Origin of the sequence: Pseudoxanthomonas sp. CF385, assembly GCF_900104255.1 — a bacterium.
Lineage (GTDB): Bacteria > Pseudomonadota > Gammaproteobacteria > Xanthomonadales > Xanthomonadaceae > Pseudoxanthomonas_A.
In genome coordinates, this window is the sequence record NZ_FNKZ01000002.1 from 202,627 (window position 1) to 220,986 (window position 18,360).

Consider the following 18,360-nt stretch of genomic DNA (forward strand, 5'->3'; position numbering starts at 1 on the left):
GCGCACCGGCAGGACCAGAATGGAGAAGACGATGTCACCGATTCGAGGGGTAGTGGCTCTCGCCTTCCTTGCTTGCGCGCCGTTTGCCGCGGCCGGCAAGGATGTCCAGCCGATCAAGGATTTCGTCGAACATCCGTCATTCGGAAGCGCGAAGATCTCGCCGAAAGGGGAGTACCTGGCCATCACGGTTGATCGGGGCGACCAGGACGTCCTGACGGTGATGAGGACCAGCGACCTGAATATCCTCAAGGTCAACATCCTCCCGGACAAGAAGAGCGTCGGAAGCTTCTACTGGACCAGTCCCGACCGCCTCATGTTCAATGCCGTGCGGAAGATGGGCGGCTACGCGCAACCGTTCGCGACGGGCGAGTGGTACGCCGTGAACGCGGACGGCAGCCAGCCCCGCCCCCTCATCTTCTACGGCACCCGCGACGCCACCCAGCGCGGCAAAGCCGTAGGCGCCGAGCGCTTCAGCCTGCTCGACACGCTGACGCAGGACGACGAGAACGTGATCATGCAGGTGACTTCGCCGCGCTCGGTCGACGGCTCGGGCACCGAGATCGTACGCATGGACACCGTCAGCGGCCGCCGCACTTCACTGGGCCGCGCACCGAAGGAGAACTGCAGCGTCGCCCTGGATGCGGCCAAACTTCCACGCTTCGCGGTCTGCTATTCCAGCAAGAACGAAGATGGCGAATTCGACGAGCGCACCGAGCTCTATCGACGCGACGACAAGGCGTGGACCCTGGTCAATGCTTCCCGGTCCGACGGAAAGCACCTGGACATCATCACCACCACCACCAATGGCACCGTCTATGCCTCCCAGGACGACGGCAAGGCACCGGCCGCGGTGGGCACGCTCGATACGGCTACGGGCGAATTCAAGTTGCTTTTCCAGGACCCTGTCGCGGAAGTCTCCGACTACATCTGGTCCACGGACGAGAGCACGCTGATCGGTGTCGTGACCCAAGCCGGCGCGCCCGCGATCAAACTGCTGGACGAGACCCATCCCGATGCCGAGACCTACGCATCGCTCGCGGGGGCCTTCGAGGGCCAGATGGTCGACTTCTCCAGCTATACGCAGGATGGGAAGAAAGTCATCGTCAGCGTCTATAGCGACAGCAATCCAGGCGAGCTTTATCTGTACGATCGCGACGCGGGCAAGGCCCGCTTCCTGATGCAGCGTCGTCCACAGCTGGACAAAGCCAGGATGGGGTCGGTAAAGCCCTTCAATGTCGCGACAAGGGATGGCAAGCGCGTCTATGGCTACTTGACGCTCCCCCATGGCTCGAACGGCAAGAACCTGCCGCTCATCGTGAACCCGCACGGCGGCCCGATCGGTCCGCGTGACAATTGGGCATTCAATTGGGAAACCCAATTGTTGGCCAGCCGCGGCTACGCGGTGCTGCAAGTCAATTACCGTGGCTCTGGCGGATTCGGGAAAGCGTTTCGGGATGCGGGCCATACGCAATGGGCGCAGGGAATCCAGAACGACATCCTCGATGCTACGCAATGGGCGATCCAGAACGGTTACGCCAACAAGGATCGCGTCTGCATCTACGGCGGCAGCTTTGGCGGCTATTCGTCGCTGATGGCACCGATTCGCGCGCCCGGCGTATTCAAGTGTACCTTCGGCTACGTCGGCGTCTACGACATCGACATGATGTTCAAGAAGGGCGATATTCCGGAAACCGAATCCGGCCAACGCTTCCTGCGCCGAACCCACGGCACCGATGCCAAGGTCTGGGCGGAGAACTCGCCAGCCAAACGCGCCGGCGAAGTCAAGATTCCGGTCTACCTCGCAGCGGGAGCCAGGGACGTGCGCACGCCACCCGAGCAGACCGAGCTGATGAACAAGGCGCTGGTCGCTGCGGGGAATCCACCGGAAGGCATGATCATCCAATCCGGCGAGATGCACGGTTTCTACGACGTGGAGAATCGCATCAAACTCTACGAGGCGATGCTGGCGTTCTTCTCGCGCCACATAGGCGATGATGCGAACTGAATCTGTGCCACGGGGCCGCAAGGGCGCGCCCCGCTACCCTGGAGCATCATGACTTCCGGTAGAGGCCAGCCCATCCATGATGTCGCAGCATTGGACGACACCCAGGATCGGGTATTGAGGAAGGAACCATGAAGCGAACGGCAGCCACACTCGCTCTCCTAGGACTGACAGCAGCGCTCCTTTCATTCCCCGCGATCGCTCAGCGGAGCGGAGGCTCGAAGCCCCCTCCGGATCCCACCGCGGATCCGGTGATGCTGTCGGCAGGCTTCCTCAGCGCCCATCCCGACCTGCGGTATCGGTTGCTAGGCCTCAACAAGATGGAGCAAGGCGAGCACGAGGACGCGTTCCGCTTTTTTCAACGTGCCGCGTACTACGCCGACAAGCCCTCGCAGGGGATGGTCGCGGAGATGCTCTGGAATGGCCAGGGCACGCAGAAGGATCCCGTCCTCGCTTACGTGTGGATGGACCTGGCGGCGGAACGGGGCTACTCCGGTTTCCTCGGCTTGCGGGAGCGCTACTGGAAGGCACTGAATGAAGCCGACAGGACGCGCGCCATCGAAGAAGGCCAGACGCTCTACGCAAAGTATGGGGATGCGGCGTCGCAGCCTCGGCTGGCCCGCGTACTGGGCCGGGAGAAACGACGCATGACGGGCAGTCGTACCGGGTTCACCGGCAACCTGAAGATCTACGTGCCGGGTCCCGGCGGCATCGAGCAGATCGACGGGTCCAAGTTCTACGACGAGCGTTATTGGGACCCGAAGCAGTATCAGGCATGGCATGACAGCATCTGGATGAAACCGCGTGTAGGCCAGGTCACCGTGGGCGAAATCGAACAGGCGCGCGAACAGACGCCCGCCTCACGTATTCCAGACACCGTCCCCGAGATCGACGCCCAGGAACCCGAGACCCCCGAGACGGACGAAACCGGCCTCGGCTCACGAAAGGACGGCTGAACGGGCGTCTTCCATACGCTGGCGGATGCGGTATAACTGCCGCATCCCGTCGGCGTGGCCGGCGGGCCTGACCTACATCCCTGGGAGGGGAACATGCGCAAGACCCTGATGGCCGCCTGCCTGGCAGCCCCGTTGATGGCCCTGTCGCTGGTGGCCTCCGCCGCCGATCCGGTGGTGGGTCGCTGGAAGACCATCGACAGCGAGACCGGCAAGCCCAAGTCCTATGTCGAGATCACCCAGGCCGCCAACGGCGCGATCAGCGGGCGCATCGTCGAGCTGATCAACCCGAGCAAGCCGAACCCGACCTGCGACAAGTGCAAGGACGACCGCAAGAACAAGCCGATCACCGGCATGGAGATCATCCGCGGCATGAAGGCCGAGGGCGGCGGCGACTACGCCGGCGGCACCATCCTCAAGCCCGACGAAGGCAAGGTCTACAAGTCGAAGATGGAACTGCTGGACGGCGGCAAGAAGCTCGAGGTCTCCGGCTGCATCGCCTTCATCTGCAAGTCGCAGACCTGGATCCGCCAGTAAGCGTCGCGCTCACGCGTTCCCTGCGGGCCCGGTCATGCCGGGCCCGCTGCGTTATGGACCCCGAAAAGGCCTCCTGCCGCGCCGTGCGATAATCGCGATCCCCCGTCACGAAGCCCCTCATGAGCCGCACCGCCCTCGTCACCAACGCCCTGCCCTACGCCAACGGCCCCCTCCATCTGGGCCATTTGGTGGGCTACGTCCAGGGCGACATCTGGGTGCGCGCGCGGCGGATGCGCGGGGACACGGTGTACTTCGTCTGCGCCGACGACACCCACGGCACGCCGATCATGCTCGCGGCCGAGAAGGCGGGCGTATCGCCGGAGGCGTTCATCGCGAACATCCAGGCCGGCCACGAGCGCGACTTCGCGGCCTTCGGCGTCGCCTTCGATCATTACGACTCGACCCACTCGGCCGCAAACCGCGAACTCACCGAGTTGTTCTACCAGCGCCTGGACGCCGGCGGCCACATCGGGCGCCGCACGGTGGCGCAGTTCTACGATCCGGCCAAGGGCATGTTCCTGCCCGACCGCTACATCAAGGGCATCTGCCCCAATTGCGGCTCGGCGGACCAGTACGGCGACAACTGCGAAGTCTGCGGCGCCACCTATGCGCCGACCGACCTGAAGGAACCGAAGTCGATCCTGTCGGGCAGCACGCCGGAGATCCGCGATTCGGAGCATTACTTCTTCGAGGTCGGTCGCTTCGAGGCCTTCCTGCGTGAGTGGCTGGCCGGCGACGTCGCCGTGCCGGGCGTGAAGGCTAAGCTGCGCGAGTGGCTGGATGCCGAAGGCGGCCTGCGCGCCTGGGACATCTCCCGCGATGCGCCTTATTTCGGCTTCGAGATCCCGGGCGCGCCCGGCAAGTATTTCTATGTCTGGCTCGATGCGCCGATCGGCTACCTGAGCAGTTTCCGCACTCTCTGCGCCAAGCGCGGTCTCGACTTCGAACCGCACCTGGTCGCGGGCACCGACGTCGAACTGCACCACTTCATCGGCAAGGACATTGTCAATTTCCATGGCCTGTTCTGGCCGGCCGTGCTGCAGGGCACCGGCCATCGCGCGCCCACGCGTCTGCACGTCAACGGTTACCTGACCGTGGACGGGGCCAAGATGTCGAAATCGCGCGGCACCTTCATCATGGCGCGCACCTACCTGGACACCGGGCTGGAACCGGAAGCGCTGCGCTACTACTACGCGGCCAAGTCTTCCGGCGGCGTGGACGATCTCGACCTGAACCTCGGCGATTTCATTGCCCGTGTTAACGCGGATCTCGTCGGCAAGTTCGTCAATCTGGCCAGCCGCTGCGCCGGCTTCATCGACAAGCGCTTCAGCGGCCGGCTGGCCGACGTCCTGCCCGATCCGGCCATGTACCAGCGCTTCGTCGACGGCCTCGGCCCGATCGCGGACGCCTACGAGCGCAACGAACCGGCCACGGCGCTGCGCCTGACCATGGCGCTGGCCGACGAGGCCAACAAGTACATCGACGAGACCAAGCCCTGGGTCATCGCCAAGCAGGAAGGTGCCGACGCCGAACTGCAGGCCGTCTGCACGCAGGGTTTGAATTTGTTCCGCGTGTTGGCCGCCGCGCTCAAGCCGGTACTACCGCGCACGAGTGCCGAAGCCGAGGCCTTCCTCGGCGCGCCCGTCGAGACCTGGGCGGACGTCGCCGCGCCGCTGCAGGCGCACGTCATCCAGCCCTACTCGCCCCTGTTCACCCGTATCGACCCGAAACTGATCGACGCCATGACCGACGCTTCCAAGGACACCCTCGCCGCCACTCCCGCGCCTGCCGCTCCCGAGAAGAAGGCGGAGGTCAAGTCCGCTGCGCCGAACGAGGCCAAGGACGCCGGCGGCACCATCGGCATCGAGGATTTCGCCAAGCTCGACCTGCGCATCGGCCAGGTGCTGGAGTGCGGGTTCGTGGAAGGGTCGGACAAGCTGTTGCGCTTCCTGCTGGATGCCGGCGATCTCGGCCAGCGGCAGATCTTCTCCGGCATCCGCGCGAGCTATGGCGAGCCCGAGGCGCTGGTCGGCCGCAAGGTCGTGTTCATCGCCAACCTCGCCCCTCGCAAGATGCGCTTCGGCCTGAGCGAAGGCATGATCCTGTCGGCCGGTTTCGACGGTGGCGCGCTGGCGCTGCTCGATGCCGACAGCGGCGCGCTGCCCGGCATGCCGGTGCGCTGACGCGCGATCCGTCACTACGACGATGGACGCCACCCTCGTCGAACGCCTCGACCGCCTGTTGCCGCAGACCCAATGCGGCCAGTGCGGTTTCGATGGTTGCCGCCCGTATGCCGAAGCGATGGCGCGCGGCGAGGCCGGGATCGACCACTGCCCGCCCGGCGGCGATGCCGGCGCGCGTGCGCTGGCGAACCTGCTGCAGGTGCCTGCGCGTCCCTACGACCGCAGCCGTGGCACGCACGCGCCGCCGATCGTGGCGATGGTGGTGGAAGAAGACTGCATCGGCTGCACCAAGTGCATCCAGGCCTGCCCGGTGGACGCCATCATCGGCGGCGCCAAGCACATGCACGTGGTCATCGACCCGCTCTGCACGGGATGCGAGCTGTGCGTGCCCGCGTGCCCGGTGGATTGCATCGTGATGGTGCCCGCGGCCTCCTGAGACGCCGCGGCCACGGTCAGCGCGCGCCTGCCCCGCACGCGGAACAGATGCGTTCCACCTTGTAGCCGCGCTCGCGCAGCTTCTCGACCACGCCGTCCTCGCCGAGCAGGTGCAGGGCGCCCACCACCACCAGCGCATCGTCGTCGCCGGGCTGGGTGAGGATCCGCTGGATCTTGGGCACCCACGCGTCGTTGCGGTCCACGTTGATGCGCCGATACAGGCGCGGGTATTGGCGCTTCATGTCCGCCGCCATGCCGGTCCACAGGCCTTCGGCGTCGCCACGACGCCAGGCCTGGTGCAGGCGCTCGGTCTCCACCGATCCCTTGTCCGCCTGGTCCAGCGACTCGACGATGAACTGGCGCTGCTCCGCGGCCTCCATGCCGTCGAGCACACCGATCTGTTCCTGCGCGATCTCAAGGCCCGCCGTGGGCTTGCCCGCGGCCTTGGCCTTGTCCATGAAGTGGTTGTCCAATCCCAGCTTCGGGTCCAGGCCTTGCTTGGTCATCTCGACGATGCTGATCGTCAGGCCGACGAACCAGGGCTCGAAACTGTTGAACGCCACCATCGGCATGCCGTTCTTGCCGGCCCAGGTTTCGAGCCGCTTCCAGGTCGTGGCATCCAGATCCTGCTGCAGGGTCTTGCCATCGGTGCGCAGCGCCGCCTGCAGCATCAGCTGCTGCACGGCCGTGGACTGCATTTCTTCCGGCGCCAGTTCGAACATCAGCCGTTCCGCATCGTCGAACGCCGCCTCCACATCCGCCGACAGCGGGTAATCGCTCTGCCGCAGCAGGTGGAACGAGCCCAGCAGGTACACCGTGTTGTCCTTGTCCGACACCTTCCACAGCAGCGGCACCGGCGCGGCAGGCGCCTTGGCGGTATCGGCCGCCAGTACGGAGGCGCTGGCGAGCAGGCCCGCCACGACGAGGGATTTCAGCGGCATGCGCAATGTCATCGATTCCTTCCTCAGAGCACTTTGATCGGTTTGGCGTACGCCTTCTCGCCCGCATCGACCAGCAGGTCCAGGCGGTTCTCGGCCGGCGGCAGCGGACACGTGGCGTACGGCGTGAATGCGCACGGCGGGTTATAGGCGCGATTGAAGTCCAGCACCACCTTGCCGTCGCGCGGCGCCTCGGCATCGAGGAAGCGACCGGCCGGGTAGCTGCCATGGCCGCTGGTGCGGTCGGCGAGCACGAAGAACAGCGGACCGTCAGGCGACCCGAGCGCTTCCATCCGGAACGTCTTGCCGTCGCGTTCGAACTCCACCGCGCCCGGATTGGGCGATTCGTTGGCCACGCCGATCACGTCGACGATGGTGAGCGTCTTGCCCGGCGGGTGCGGAATGTAGCGGCCTTCGACGCGCCAGCTCTCCAGCGCAGGCCAGTAGTCCAGGCCGACGAACTGGGTGCGCGATTCGGCATCGGCGTATTTGACGCGCAGGGCATGGCGGCCGCCGCGCTCGATCACCGACAACGCGCCCTTGCCTTCATCGAAGCCGATCACGCCCGGCGTCGCATCGCGATCGCTCTGCAGCTCCACCCTGCCCTTCAGCGGTTCGCCGTTGAGCGTGAGGTCCACGCCGCGCTCGGGCGTGAAGAAGATGCGGCCGTCCTGCTGCGCCAGCATGCCCATCTTCGGCGGCCCGACGACCAACTTGATACCGCTGGCGGGGCTGCTGCCGATGAAGTGCGATTTCAGCTCGATCCAGTGCAGGCCCACCAGACTGGTCCAGCCATCCGGTGCCAGCAGTTCGTTCTTGCGCGTCGCGCGCCAGGCCGTGTTGTCGGCGAGGAAGCGGGCATCGACGACCTTGCCGGCTGCGCCGGCCTTCTCGTCCGCACCGCCACACCCCACCAGCAACCCCAGCAGCATGGCCATCCCCAGCCATCCTGTCTTCATCCCCATATCAACGTCCTCGCAGGAACCAGCGGTCGATCTCGTTCAAGGAAAAGCGCGCCCAGGTCGGGCGGCCGTGATTGCATTGCCCGGAGCGCTCGGTGATCTCCATCTCGCGCAGCAGGGCGTTCATCTCGGGCAGCGTCAGGCGCCGGTTCGCGCGTACGGCGCCATGGCAGGCCATCGTCGACAGCAGTTCGTCGCGCGCCGCGGCCACGCGACGGCTCTCGCCGTGCTCGCGCAGATCGGCCAGCACGTCGCGCAGCAAGGCTTCCGGATCGGCGTTGGACAGCAGCGCCGGAATGCTGCGCACGCTGAGCGACTGCGGCCCGGCGCGGGTGATGTCGAAGCCCAGCAATGCGAGCGTGGCGGCTTCGCGTTCGGCCACGTCGGCCTCGCGCTCGGCGACCGACAGTACGCGCGGGACCAGCAACGGCTGGGCGCGCAGGCCGATGCCGTCGTGCGCCTGCTTCAGCTTTTCGTAGCCGATGCGCTCATGCGCGGCATGCATGTCGACGACGATCAGTCCGTCGGCGTTCTCGGCCAGGATGTAGATGCCGTGCAGCTGCGCGATGGCGAAACCCAGCGGTGGCACGCCCTCCGGATCGTTCGCCGGCATCACCGGCAGCGAGGGCGCGGAGTAGCCCGCCGCCGCGCCCGGCATTGCATCCGGCGCCGACGCATAGAGCGCCGCGTAGGCGGCCGGCGCTTCCGCCACCGAGAGCCCCAGCGGCGACTGCTGCGTCGGCATCCACGCGGACGTCATCGGCGTAGCGGCGCGCTGCACGAACGGCGATGCCGCAAGATCCTGCGGCACGGTGCCGGCGCGCGTTTCCGCCAGTGCATCGTGCAACGTGCGGTAGACGAAATCGTGCACCAGCCGGGTGTCGCGGAAGCGGACTTCGTGCTTGGCCGGGTGCACGTTGACGTCGACGCGCGTGGGGTCGAGTTCCAGGAACAGTACGTACGCAGGCTGCCGGCCATGGAAGAGCACGTCCTGGTACGCCATCTTCACGCCATGCGCGATGTTGCGGTCGCGCACCGACCGGCCGTTGACGTACACGTATTGCTGGTCGGCGCTGGCGCGCGAGTAGCTGGGTTGCGCGATCCAGCCATGCAGGCGCAGCCCGGCCGCGGCATGGTCCACGCGCAGCGCGCTGCGGGCGAAGTCCTCGCCCAGCGTTTCATCCAGGCGCGCGAGGGATTCGAGTTCGTCCGCCTTGTAGCGCCGCGACGGCCGGCCGTTGTGGGACACGCGCAGCTCGATATCGGGGCGCGCCAACGCCAGCGAGCGCAGCCATTCCTCGATGTGGCTCATCTCCGTGCGTTCCGCGCGCAGGAACTTGCGCCGCGCCGGCACGTTGTAGAACAGCTCGCGGACTTCCACCGTGGTGCCGACCGCATGCGGCTTGGGCGACACCTCGCCGAGCTTGCCGCCGTCCACCTGCAGCGAGGCGCCGTGCGCGTCCTGCGGCCGGCGCGACGTCAACGAGAACCGGCTGACCGATGCGATCGATGGCAGCGCTTCGCCGCGGAACCCGAGGGTGGCCACCGCTTCCAGGTCGTCGAGCGAGGCGATCTTGCTGGTGGCGTGCCGCGACACCGCCAGCGGCAGTTCCTCCGGCGCGATGCCGCCGCCGTCGTCGCGGATGCGGATCAGGCGGACGCCGCCCTCTTCGAGGTCGATATCCACGCGCCGGGCACCGGCGTCGAGCGCGTTTTCCACGAGCTCCTTGACGACGGACGCGGGGCGTTCGACGACTTCGCCGGCGGCGATCTGGTTGATCAGGGTGTCGGGGAGCTGACGGATCGGCACGTGCTGGCGGCGCAGGCGCGCCGTCTCGGGGATTCAGCCGTGATGATAGCCGAGCGAACGCGCGATCAGGGCGCGCCGGCGGCCCCACCCGCCGCAACACTGCGTGCTTCGGCCTCGGCCTGCGCGCGGGCCGCGAACAGCGTGCCCGGCGGGGGCTGGCGGGTGAAGTAGGACTGGATGCCGTCCAGCACCGCGCCCGCCACCTTGCGCTGATGCGCGGGATCGAACAGGCGCTTTTCCTCGTCCGCATTGGAGATGAAGCCCGTCTCCACCAGCATGGCCGGCATGTCGGAGTTGCGCAGCACTTCGAAGTTGGCGAACTCGATCTGCGGCTTGTGGGTCTTGCCCAGGTCCTTCAGCGAGGTCAGCACATGCCCGGCCGCGTCCTGCGAGGCCTTCATGTGGCCGCTCTGGGCGAGGTCGAGCAGCACGTTGGACAGCGTGTCCTTGGTCAGCCGCACGCCACCGACCAGGTCGGAGGCGTTTTCCTTGTCGGCCAGCCAGCGCGCGTGCTGCGAGGACGCGCCGCGCAGGGACAGGACGTACACCGACGAACCCCAGGCACTGCGGTTTTCCGCGGCATCGGCGTGGATGGAGACGAACATGTCCGCCTTGGCCGCGCGCGCCTTGCGGGCCCGCTGCGGACGCTCGACGTAGACGTCGGTGTCGCGGACCAGATAGGCCTTCATGCCGGGCGTGGCGTTGATCTGCCGCGCCAGCTCCTTGGAGATGGCCAGCACCGCGTGCTTTTCGTAGCGGCCGCTCGGGCCGATCGCGCCGGGGTCCTGGCCGCCGTGGCCAGGATCGATGGCGATCACCAGCGGGCGCATGCCGGCGGTGACGACGGGCGATGCCTTCGGTGTCGCCGCAGCCGTGTCCGACGCGACGTTCGCGGCAGCCGAGCCCGGCATCGGCGTCGGCTGGCCGGTGGCGATGGTGTAGGTCGGCGGCGGGCTACCGGCGTCAGCCGGCACCACGGTGGCCGTCGATTGACCGTTGAGGATGGCCTGGGGCGAAGGCGACGCGCTGACCGTGGTCGACGGCGGCGTCGCGGCAGGCGCTTGGCCTGCCTGTGCGACCTGCGCTGTCAGCAGCGCGGTCGCGCGCGCGGCGTCGGCCTGGGCCTGCGATGCGGATGTCGGGGTGGGCGGCGGAGCCGTCGTCGAGGGCGCGCTCGCGACCGCCTGCGTCGACGCCGCGGGTGCGGCGCCATCGCCCGGCCATTCGATCACCAGGCGCGAGGACTCGCCGGCCTGCTCCATGCGCGGATTGAGCGCGGCCACGGGCGAAGCGAGGTCGAAGACGATGCGCAGCGTGTTCGGATCGGGCTGCCCGGTCCGCACCGCGCGCACGATGCCGGCAGGCGCCGGCAGCCGCAGCCCTGCACGCGCCTTCGACGCCGGCAGGTCGACGACGAGGCGATCCGGGCCTTTCAGGCTGAGGGTCTTGTACTGCCCGGCACCCGCCAGTTGGATCTCCGCGCGGGTGCCGGTAGCTCCCTGCGCGATGCTCACACCGGTGACTTCGCCGGCCCACAGCGATAGCGGCAGCACGGCCAGCAGGCCCGCGAGGGCGGCGCGCAGCGTAACGGTGGTGGGCATCCCCGGGCTCATGCCGCGGATTCAAGCACCATCAGGTCACGAATGCAAGGTGTTTTCCCTTAATAATCCGCAACCTGGAAGCTGTTCCTAACCAGTCTGGGCAACTGATGCCTGCAACTGGCCTTCCGCCGCGACCCGCGCAAGCCAGCGCTCGCCCTCCGGGGAACCGGCTTCGCAGACGGCCGCGCGCCCGCTGTCCTCGACCTGCAGGGATACCACCAGGTCGGCCGGCGGCAGCGAGGCGCCGCCGCGTTCCGGCCATTCCACGAGCCAAAGCACTGCAGCCCCCTCGTCCAGACCGAGGAACTCGAGTTCGCCGGCATCGCCGATGCGGTAGAGGTCCAGGTGCCAGGCCTCGCCGCCCGCCACCGGATAACGCTCGACCAGCGTATAGGTCGGGCTGCGGATCGCACCGGCCACACCGAGCGCACGCAACAGCGCACGCGCCAGCGTCGACTTGCCCGCGCCGAGATCGCCGCGCAGGTGCACGACGGCATGCGCGGGACGCGTGCGCGCGAGTGCCTGACCCAGGGATTCGGTGGCGTCGCTGTCGGCAAGGAACAAGTGCATGCCGTGATTCTAAGCGCTGGCGCCGCGGCGCGCTTCCGCGCTCAGGGATTGGCGAGGCGGCGCAGGTGCGGCATCAGGTCCGAAGGCAGCAATCCACGCTGCCCATCCCACGCGGCGGCGTCGCCGGCCAGTGCATGCAGCAGCGCGCCGGCGCTGGCGGCATCGAAGGCCGACAGGCCCTGCGCGCGCAATGCGGCGATCACGCCGGTAAGCACGTCGCCCATCCCGCCCACCGCCATGCCGGGATTACCGGCATCGATCACCTGCAGCACTCCGTCGGGCGCGGCCACGATCGTGCCCGCACCCTTCAGCACGACCACGCATGCATGGCGCTGCGCGATGGCGCGCGCGGCGTTGAAGCGGTCCGACTGGATCTCGGCCGTCGTGCAGTCGAGCAAACGCGCGGCTTCCCCGGGATGCGGCGTGAGCACCGCATCGTGCAGCGCCTGCGGCGTCGATGCCAGCAGGTTCAAGGCATCCGCATCGACGACGAGCGGACGTCCGCTGCGCAATGCCTGCTGCAGCAAGGCGCGTGCCCAATCGCCCTGCCCCAGGCCAGGCCCGATCGCGATGACGCCGGCGCGCGCGAGCATCGGCGCCAGATCTTCCGACGATTCGACGCCGCGCACCATCGCTTCCGGACGACGCGCGAGGATCGCGCTGACATGCACGGCGCGCGTCGCCACGCTCACCAGCCCGGCCCCAGCGCGCAGCGCGGCGTCCGCGCACAGCGCGACCGCACCGCCGCTGCCGTCGTCGCCACCGATGCACAGCACGTGGCCGGACTCGCCCTTGTGCGTATTGCGACGACGCGGCAGCAACCAGAGCGCCAGCGCATCCTGGTCGAGCAGCGACGCATGCGTCTGCACGCCATCGAAGGCTTCGGCGGGCACGTCGAGATCGTCCAGTGACAGCACACCGGTGTATTCCAGCGCGTCGCCGGTATGCAGGCCCGCATGCCGGGCGATGAACTGCAGCGTGCGCGTCGCCACCACCGCCACCCCGGGCACGCCGCCGCGGTCGGCATCGACGCCGCTGGGAACGTCCAGCGAAAACACCGGCACGGCCTGGGCGTTGATGGCATCGATCAGCGCATGCGAGCCGGCCTCCGGAGCGCGCGAAAAGCCGATACCGAACAGCGCATCCACCACCAGACCGGCCACCGGCAGCGCGCCATCGAACAGGGTCACGCGTCCACCTGCGGCCACGTAGTCGGTGCAGGCGCGCTGGGCAACGGGGTTGGCCGGTCCGTGCTCGTGCAGATGGACCACGTCGACCGCGCGCCCCGCACGATGCGCATGCCGCGCCAGCACGTAGCCGTCGCCGCCGTTGCTGCCGGGGCCGCACACCACGACGATGCGCTGCGCATCGGGCCAGTGCATCAGCACATGCCGCCACGCCACCTGCCCCGCCCGCTGCATCAGCGTGTAGCTATCGCCCCCCAGCAGGCGCGTGGCATGCGCATCCAGCGCCCGCGCGGCAAGGGTGGAGTACAGGGGCACGGTGCCTGACATGCGCGGATTCTAGGTCCGGCCCGGGTTGCGCGAAAGTGAACACCGGCGACCCACCTATACTTTGCGCATGCCCGTGCCCGGACCGCCCTCGCCTCTCCCCGCCCCCGCCGCGCTCGCCGAGCGCGTGCGCGCGCTGGCTCGCGAATTCGGTTTCCAGCGCTGCGGCATCACCGGTATCGAACTGGGCGAAGACGAGCAACACCTGCGCGACTGGCTGGCCCAGGGCCTGTACGGCTCGATGGACTGGATGGCGCACCACGGCGACAAGCGTTCGCGCCCGCAGGAGCTGATCCCCGGCACGCTGCGGGTGATCTCGGTGGGCCTGGACTACGGGCGCAACGACAGCGACGATGCCTGGAACACCCTCGCCGACGGCCGGCGCGCCTACGTGGCGCGGTATGCGCTGGGGCGCGACTACCACAAGCTGATGCGCAACCGGCTGCAGAAACTGGCCGAGCGGCTGCAGGAGGAGTTCGGTGCATTCGGGCACCGCGTGTTCGTCGATTCGGCGCCGGTGCTGGAGCGCGCGCTCGCGCGCAACGCGGGCTTGGGCTGGATCGGCAAGCACACCTGCCTGATCGACAAGGATGGCGGGTCGTGGTTCTTCCTCGGCGAGATCTATGTCGACCTGCCGCTACCGGTCGACGCGCCGGCGACCGCGCACTGCGGCACCTGCACGCGCTGCATCGAGGTCTGCCCGACGCAGGCGATCACCGCGCCCTACCGGCTGGACGCGCGCCGCTGCATTTCCTATCTGACGATCGAGCACGAAGGCGCGATCCCCGAGGAACTGAGGCCCGCGATCGGCAACCGCATCTTCGGCTGCGACGACTGCCAGCTGGTCTGCCCCTGGAACAAGTTCGCCCAGCGCACCGACGAACCGGACTTCCGCGCGCGCAACGATCTGGACGTCGCGACGCTGCCGCAGCTGTTCGCGTGGAGCGAAGAGGAATTCCTGCGCCGCACCGAAGGCTCGGCCATCCGCCGCAGCGGCCACGAACGCTGGTTGCGCAACATCGCCGTCGCCCTCGGCAACGCGCCCACGACGCCCGACGTGCTCGCCGCACTGGCGAGCCGCCGGGACGATCCTTCAGCCGTGGTGCGCGAGCACGTCAACTGGGCGCTGGACCGGCACGCGCCCCTTTAGCACGCCACGTCGGCGTCAACCGCGCGCGGCGATCTCGGCGAGCAACGCGCGCGTGACCGGGTCCTTCGCCTCGGTTTCGCCTTTCAGCGCCGGCAGCAAGCCGTTCGCCAGCTGCTTGCCGAGCTCCACGCCGAACTGGTCGAACGCATTGATGCCCCAGAGCACCGACTGCGCGTAGACGCTGTGCTCGTACATCGCGATCAGGCCGCCGAGCGATTCGGGGGTCAGCGCGTCCAGCAGGATCATCGTGCTCGGGCGCCCGCCGGCGTAGCTGCGGTGCGGATCGTCGCTGGCCTGGCCGTTCGCCAGCGCTTCGCTCTGCGCCAGCAGGTTGGACATCAGCGCCAGGTGGTTCTCGCCGTAGGGATCGTCGTTGCGCACGGTGCCCACGAAATCCAGCGGCACGATCTGCGTGCCCTGGTGCAGCGCCTGGAAAAAGCTGTGCTGCACGTCGGTGCCCGCACCGCCCCACCACACCGGCACCGTGTCGACGCCTACGGGGCTGCCGTCCAGCATCACCGACTTGCCCAGGCTCTCCATGACGAGCTGCTGCAGGTAGGCCGGCAGCAGGGCCAGGCGCTGGTCGTAGGTCATCACGCCCTGCGCGGCGTGGCCGAGCACGTTGCGGTTCCACACCGCGGTGAGGGCGTGGCGCACGGCGATGTTGTCGGCGAGCGGCGTTCCGATGACATGCGCGTCGAAGGCCGAGGCACCCGCCAGCAGGCGTTCGAAGCGATCGAACCCGATCGCCAGCGCGATCGGCAGGCCCACGGCCGACCACAGCGAATAACGGCCGCCGACCCAATCCCACATCGGCAGCACGCGCGCGGCATCGATCGCGAACGAGGCTGCGGCGCGCTCGGGATTGGCGCTGACGGCATACAGGCGATCGCTACCGCCCAGCCAGTCGCGCAGGATGCCGCCGTTGAGCAGCGTCTCCTGGGTGCCGAAGGTCTTGGAAATCAGGATCGCCGCGGTACGCGCGGGGTCCAGCGGGGCCAGCGTCCGCTGTGCCGCCGCGCCGTCGACGTTGGACAGGAAGTGCACGCGGAAGCGCCCGGGCAGCGGATCGCGCAGTGCGTCGGCCACCAGCCGCGGCCCGAGATCTGAACCGCCGATGCCGACGCTGACGATGTCGGTGATGCCGCTGGCTTCCAGCTGCGCGACCAATGCTGCCATGCGCTTGCGCACTTCGAGTGCACTGGCGTGGGCCTCGCGCGCGACAACCGCATCGGAAAGCTGGCCACGCAGCGCGGTGTGGAGTGCCGCGCGCCCTTCGGTGACGTTGACCTTCTCGCCATCGAACAGGCGACGGAACGCGCCCGTGAGGTCGGCGGCCTGCGCCTGCGTGAGCAGGGTCTGCACGGCCGGCGCGTCGTACGACTGGCGCGCGAAGTTGAAGTACAGCGGACCGCTACGCAGGGTGTGCGCGGCGACGCGGTCGGGCTCGCGCGCCAGCAACTCGCCCAGAGTGGAGCCGCGCAGGCGCGTGGCGTGGGAGTGCAGCGCGTCGAAGCCGTTGCTCATGTCAGGCCGCCTGCTTGGGGATGCTGCGGTTGGTGTGGGTGATGCGGTTCTGGCCGTCCACGTACACCAGGGTCGGCTGGAACTGGTCGGCTTCCTGCTCGCTCATCGATGCGAACGCCGCGATGATGATCAGGTCGCCTACCTGCACGTGGCGCGCGGCGCCGCCGTTGAGCGACACGATGCCGCTGCCCTCGTCGGCACGGATCGCATACGTCGAAAAGCGCGCGCCGTTGGTGACGTCCCAGATGTGCACCTGTTCGAATTCGCGGATGCCGGTGGCGTCCAGCAGCAGGCCGTCGATGGCGATGGAGCCTTCGTAGTTCAGCTCGGAATGGGTGACGGTCGCGCGGTGGATCTTGGTCTTGAGCAGGCTGAGGTGCATGGGGGCGGAATCTGGATCGGGACGCGAAGTTTAGCCCTTCGCGCCCGGCGCGGCGTGCACGGCCGTGCACCACCGTGTCGCCACCGCCGCGGTCAGAATTCCAGGTTGTCGATCAGCCGCGTGCGGCCCAGCTTGGCCGCGATCAGGGCGACCCGCGGCCCCTGCTCGCCGTCCACCGGCTCGCTCAGGTCGGGGCGGCGGACCACGGTGTAGTCCACGACGTACCCGACCTCGGCGAGTCGCCGCGCCGCGTCGGCTTCCACCTGCGCGCGCGACTGCCCGGCCAGCAGTCCGTCGCGCATGGCGATGAGCACCTTGCGGATCTCGGCGGCGCGCGGACGCTCGTCCGCGGACAGGTACTGGTTGCGCGAGCTCATCGCCAGGCCATCGGGTTCGCGCACGATGCTGCCAGCGAGGATCTGGACGGGGAAAGCCAGATCGGTGACCAACTGACGGATCACCGCCAGCTGCTGGTAGTCCTTCTTGCCGAACGCCGCCACGTCGGCCTGCACCTGGTTGAACAAGCGGCCCACCACCGTACACACGCCATCGAAGTGGCCAGGACGATGCGCGCCTTCCAGCACACTGCTGACACCGGGGACGTGCACCCGGGCCGCCAGCTCGACGCCGAAGGGATACATCGATTCGACCGTCGGCAACCACAGGACATCGCACCCGGCGCCTTCGAGCCCGCTCATGTCCGCTTCCGGCGTGCGCGGGTAGCGGGTGAAGTCTTCGTTGGGACCGAACTGGGTCGGGTTGACGAACACACTGGACACCACGCGGTCGGCGTACTGCCGCGCCAGCATCACCAGCGAGTAGTGGCCCGCATGCAGGTTGCCCATCGTCGGCACGAAGCCGACCCGTAAACCCTGCTGCTTCCACTCCCTGACGCGTGCGCGCAACGCGTCAAGTTCGGTAATGGTCTCGATCATCGTGGCCCCTGTGGCGTGTCGGTGCGCGCGGCGCGGTCAGTAGGAGTGGGCGTCGTCGGGGAACGCCCCGCTGCGCACCGCGTCGGCATAGGCACGCACCGCGCCCGCCACCGAACCGCCTTCGGCCAGGAAATCCTTGACGAACTTCGGCCGGCGGTGGCCCGTGTCCAGGCCGAGGAAATCGTGCAGCACCAGCACCTGCCCGTCGCAGCCGGGGCCGGCGCCGATGCCGATGGTGGGGATGGCGAGGTCCGCGGTAATGGCCGCGGCCAGCGGCGACGGCACGCATTCCAGCACCAGCAACTGCGCGCCGGCGTCGGCCACGGCACGCGCATCCGCACGCAGCTTCGCGGCAGCCGAATCGCCCCGGCCCTGCACCTTGTAGCCGCCGAACGCGAGCACCGACTGCGGGGTCAGCCCGAGGTGCGCGCAGACCGGGATGTCGCGCTCCACCAGGAAGCGGATGACGTCGAGCTTGTGGCCCGCGCCTTCGAGCTTGACCATCTCCGCACCCGCCTGCAGCAGGACGATGGCGGCATCGAGCGCACGCTCCGGCGTGGCGTCGGACTGGAACGGCAGGTCGGCGACCAGCAGCGCGCGATCCAGGCCGCGGGCAACGGCACGGGTGTGGTAGACGATGTCGTCCACCGTCACCGGCAGCGTCGAGTCGTGCCCCTGCACCACCATGCCCAACGAATCGCCGATCAACACGAGGTCCACGCCGTTGCGGTCCAGCACGCGGGCGAAACTGTTGTCGTAGGCGGTCAGCATCACCAGCTTGCGACCGTCGCGCTTGGCGTCAGCGAGGGCGGGGACGGTCCAGGGCTTGCTGTCGGCGTGCGTGCTCATAGCCCTGCATTATCC

At 68.1% G+C, this 18,360-nt stretch carries 16 protein-coding genes; 6 read left to right on the forward strand and 10 right to left on the reverse strand.

The window, feature by feature from the left end; genetic code table 11:
* Positions 1-19 precede the first annotated feature (19 nt).
* The 5 genes from BLT45_RS11155 (at position 20) to rnfB (ending at position 6,111) form a co-directional block, all read left to right on the forward strand.
* Positions 20-2,005, forward strand: coding sequence for an alpha/beta hydrolase family protein (locus tag BLT45_RS11155; RefSeq protein WP_254771866.1), 1,986 nt, complete (start codon positions 20-22; stop codon positions 2,003-2,005).
* 251 nt (positions 2,006-2,256) lie between these two features.
* Positions 2,257-2,958 carry an SEL1-like repeat protein gene (locus tag BLT45_RS11160; RefSeq protein WP_093299637.1) on the forward strand — a complete coding sequence of 234 codons (702 nt, stop codon included), beginning with the start codon at positions 2,257-2,259 and terminating at the stop codon, positions 2,956-2,958.
* Positions 2,959-3,051: 93 nt separating this feature from the next.
* Positions 3,052-3,492, forward strand: coding sequence for a DUF2147 domain-containing protein (locus tag BLT45_RS11165; protein ID WP_093299641.1), 441 nt, complete (start codon positions 3,052-3,054; stop codon positions 3,490-3,492).
* 119 nt (positions 3,493-3,611) lie between these two features.
* Positions 3,612-5,675: a methionine--tRNA ligase gene (metG, locus tag BLT45_RS11170; protein ID WP_093299645.1), complete on the forward strand. Its 2,064-nt coding sequence runs from the start codon at positions 3,612-3,614 to the stop codon at positions 5,673-5,675.
* A complete protein-coding gene (rnfB, locus tag BLT45_RS11175) occupies positions 5,635-6,111 on the forward strand; it encodes an Rnf electron transport complex subunit RnfB (protein WP_093299650.1) in 477 nt (158 codons plus the stop codon). Before metG ends, rnfB begins: the two co-directional genes overlap by 41 nt.
* A 16-nt stretch (positions 6,112-6,127) precedes the next feature.
* Here the strand turns inward: rnfB and BLT45_RS11180 are convergent, their stop codons facing one another.
* The 6 genes from BLT45_RS11180 to BLT45_RS11205 form a co-directional block, all read right to left on the reverse strand.
* Positions 6,128-7,051 carry a TraB/GumN family protein gene (locus BLT45_RS11180; protein ID WP_093299655.1) on the reverse strand — a complete coding sequence of 308 codons (924 nt, stop codon included), beginning with the start codon at positions 7,049-7,051 and terminating at the stop codon, positions 6,128-6,130.
* A gap of 23 nt (positions 7,052-7,074) precedes the next feature.
* The gene (locus tag BLT45_RS11185) at positions 7,075-8,007 is read right to left on the reverse strand and encodes a DUF1684 domain-containing protein (protein WP_093301932.1); all 933 of its coding nucleotides are present in this window, start codon (positions 8,005-8,007) and stop codon (positions 7,075-7,077) included.
* Positions 8,008-8,014: 7 nt separating this feature from the next.
* Complete coding sequence (gene mutL / locus BLT45_RS11190; protein WP_093299658.1) at positions 8,015-9,820, reverse strand: DNA mismatch repair endonuclease MutL; 1,806 nt, start codon at positions 9,818-9,820, stop codon at positions 8,015-8,017.
* A 65-nt stretch (positions 9,821-9,885) separates the two neighbouring features.
* Entirely contained in the window at positions 9,886-11,421 is a 1,536-nt protein-coding gene (locus tag BLT45_RS11195) for an N-acetylmuramoyl-L-alanine amidase (RefSeq protein WP_254771868.1), read from the reverse strand.
* Positions 11,422-11,508: 87 nt separating this feature from the next.
* A complete protein-coding gene (gene tsaE, locus BLT45_RS11200) occupies positions 11,509-11,991 on the reverse strand; it encodes a tRNA (adenosine(37)-N6)-threonylcarbamoyltransferase complex ATPase subunit type 1 TsaE (protein ID WP_093299667.1) in 483 nt (160 codons plus the stop codon).
* A gap of 41 nt (positions 11,992-12,032) precedes the next feature.
* Complete coding sequence (locus tag BLT45_RS11205) at positions 12,033-13,505, reverse strand: NAD(P)H-hydrate dehydratase (RefSeq protein WP_093299672.1); 1,473 nt, start codon at positions 13,503-13,505, stop codon at positions 12,033-12,035.
* Positions 13,506-13,572: 67 nt separating this feature from the next.
* Between BLT45_RS11205 and queG the strand changes: the two genes are divergently transcribed.
* Complete coding sequence (gene queG, locus BLT45_RS11210) at positions 13,573-14,652, forward strand: tRNA epoxyqueuosine(34) reductase QueG (RefSeq protein ID WP_093299675.1); 1,080 nt, start codon at positions 13,573-13,575, stop codon at positions 14,650-14,652.
* 15 nt (positions 14,653-14,667) lie between these two features.
* Here queG and pgi read toward each other — a convergent pair whose 3' ends face one another.
* The 4 genes from pgi to panB all read right to left on the reverse strand — a co-directional run bounded on the left by pgi (position 14,668) and on the right by panB (position 18,345).
* Entirely contained in the window at positions 14,668-16,179 is a 1,512-nt protein-coding gene (gene pgi / locus BLT45_RS11215; protein ID WP_093299680.1) for a glucose-6-phosphate isomerase, read from the reverse strand.
* 1 nt (position 16,180) lies between these two features.
* The gene (panD, locus tag BLT45_RS11220; RefSeq protein WP_093299685.1) at positions 16,181-16,561 is read right to left on the reverse strand and encodes an aspartate 1-decarboxylase; all 381 of its coding nucleotides are present in this window, start codon (positions 16,559-16,561) and stop codon (positions 16,181-16,183) included.
* Positions 16,562-16,653: 92 nt separating this feature from the next.
* On the reverse strand, positions 16,654-17,496 hold the full coding sequence (panC, locus tag BLT45_RS11225; protein WP_093299688.1) for a pantoate--beta-alanine ligase: 843 nt from the start codon (positions 17,494-17,496) through the stop codon (positions 16,654-16,656).
* Positions 17,497-17,532: 36 nt separating this feature from the next.
* Positions 17,533-18,345, reverse strand: a complete 813-nt coding sequence (panB, locus tag BLT45_RS11230; RefSeq protein ID WP_093299691.1) for a 3-methyl-2-oxobutanoate hydroxymethyltransferase — start codon at positions 18,343-18,345, stop codon at positions 17,533-17,535.
* Positions 18,346-18,360 lie beyond the last annotated feature (15 nt).

Excerpts from the sequence above, each read along its gene's own strand:
- BLT45_RS11205 (WP_093299672.1), bottom strand. The coding sequence starts at position 13,505 with ATGTCAGGCACCGTGCCCCTGTACTCCACCCTTGCCGCGCGGGCGCTG.
- BLT45_RS11180 (WP_093299655.1), bottom strand. The coding sequence starts at position 7,051 with ATGCCGCTGAAATCCCTCGTCGTGGCGGGCCTGCTCGCCAGCGCCTCC.
- pgi (WP_093299680.1), bottom strand. The coding sequence starts at position 16,179 with ATGAGCAACGGCTTCGACGCGCTGCACTCCCACGCCACGCGCCTGCGC.
- rnfB (WP_093299650.1), top strand. The coding sequence starts at position 5,635 with ATGCCGACAGCGGCGCGCTGCCCGGCATGCCGGTGCGCTGACGCGCGA.
- metG (WP_093299645.1), top strand. The coding sequence starts at position 3,612 with ATGAGCCGCACCGCCCTCGTCACCAACGCCCTGCCCTACGCCAACGGC.
- BLT45_RS11165 (WP_093299641.1), top strand. The coding sequence starts at position 3,052 with ATGCGCAAGACCCTGATGGCCGCCTGCCTGGCAGCCCCGTTGATGGCC.
- panB (WP_093299691.1), bottom strand. The coding sequence starts at position 18,345 with ATGAGCACGCACGCCGACAGCAAGCCCTGGACCGTCCCCGCCCTCGCT.
- BLT45_RS11195 (WP_254771868.1), bottom strand. The coding sequence starts at position 11,421 with ATGCCCACCACCGTTACGCTGCGCGCCGCCCTCGCGGGCCTGCTGGCC.
- tsaE (WP_093299667.1), bottom strand. The coding sequence starts at position 11,991 with ATGCACTTGTTCCTTGCCGACAGCGACGCCACCGAATCCCTGGGTCAG.
- BLT45_RS11155 (WP_254771866.1), top strand. The coding sequence starts at position 20 with ATGGAGAAGACGATGTCACCGATTCGAGGGGTAGTGGCTCTCGCCTTC.
- BLT45_RS11185 (WP_093301932.1), bottom strand. The coding sequence starts at position 8,007 with ATGAAGACAGGATGGCTGGGGATGGCCATGCTGCTGGGGTTGCTGGTG.
- panD (WP_093299685.1), bottom strand. The coding sequence starts at position 16,561 with ATGCACCTCAGCCTGCTCAAGACCAAGATCCACCGCGCGACCGTCACC.
- panC (WP_093299688.1), bottom strand. The coding sequence starts at position 17,496 with ATGATCGAGACCATTACCGAACTTGACGCGTTGCGCGCACGCGTCAGG.
- queG (WP_093299675.1), top strand. The coding sequence starts at position 13,573 with ATGCCCGTGCCCGGACCGCCCTCGCCTCTCCCCGCCCCCGCCGCGCTC.
- BLT45_RS11160 (WP_093299637.1), top strand. The coding sequence starts at position 2,257 with ATGCTGTCGGCAGGCTTCCTCAGCGCCCATCCCGACCTGCGGTATCGG.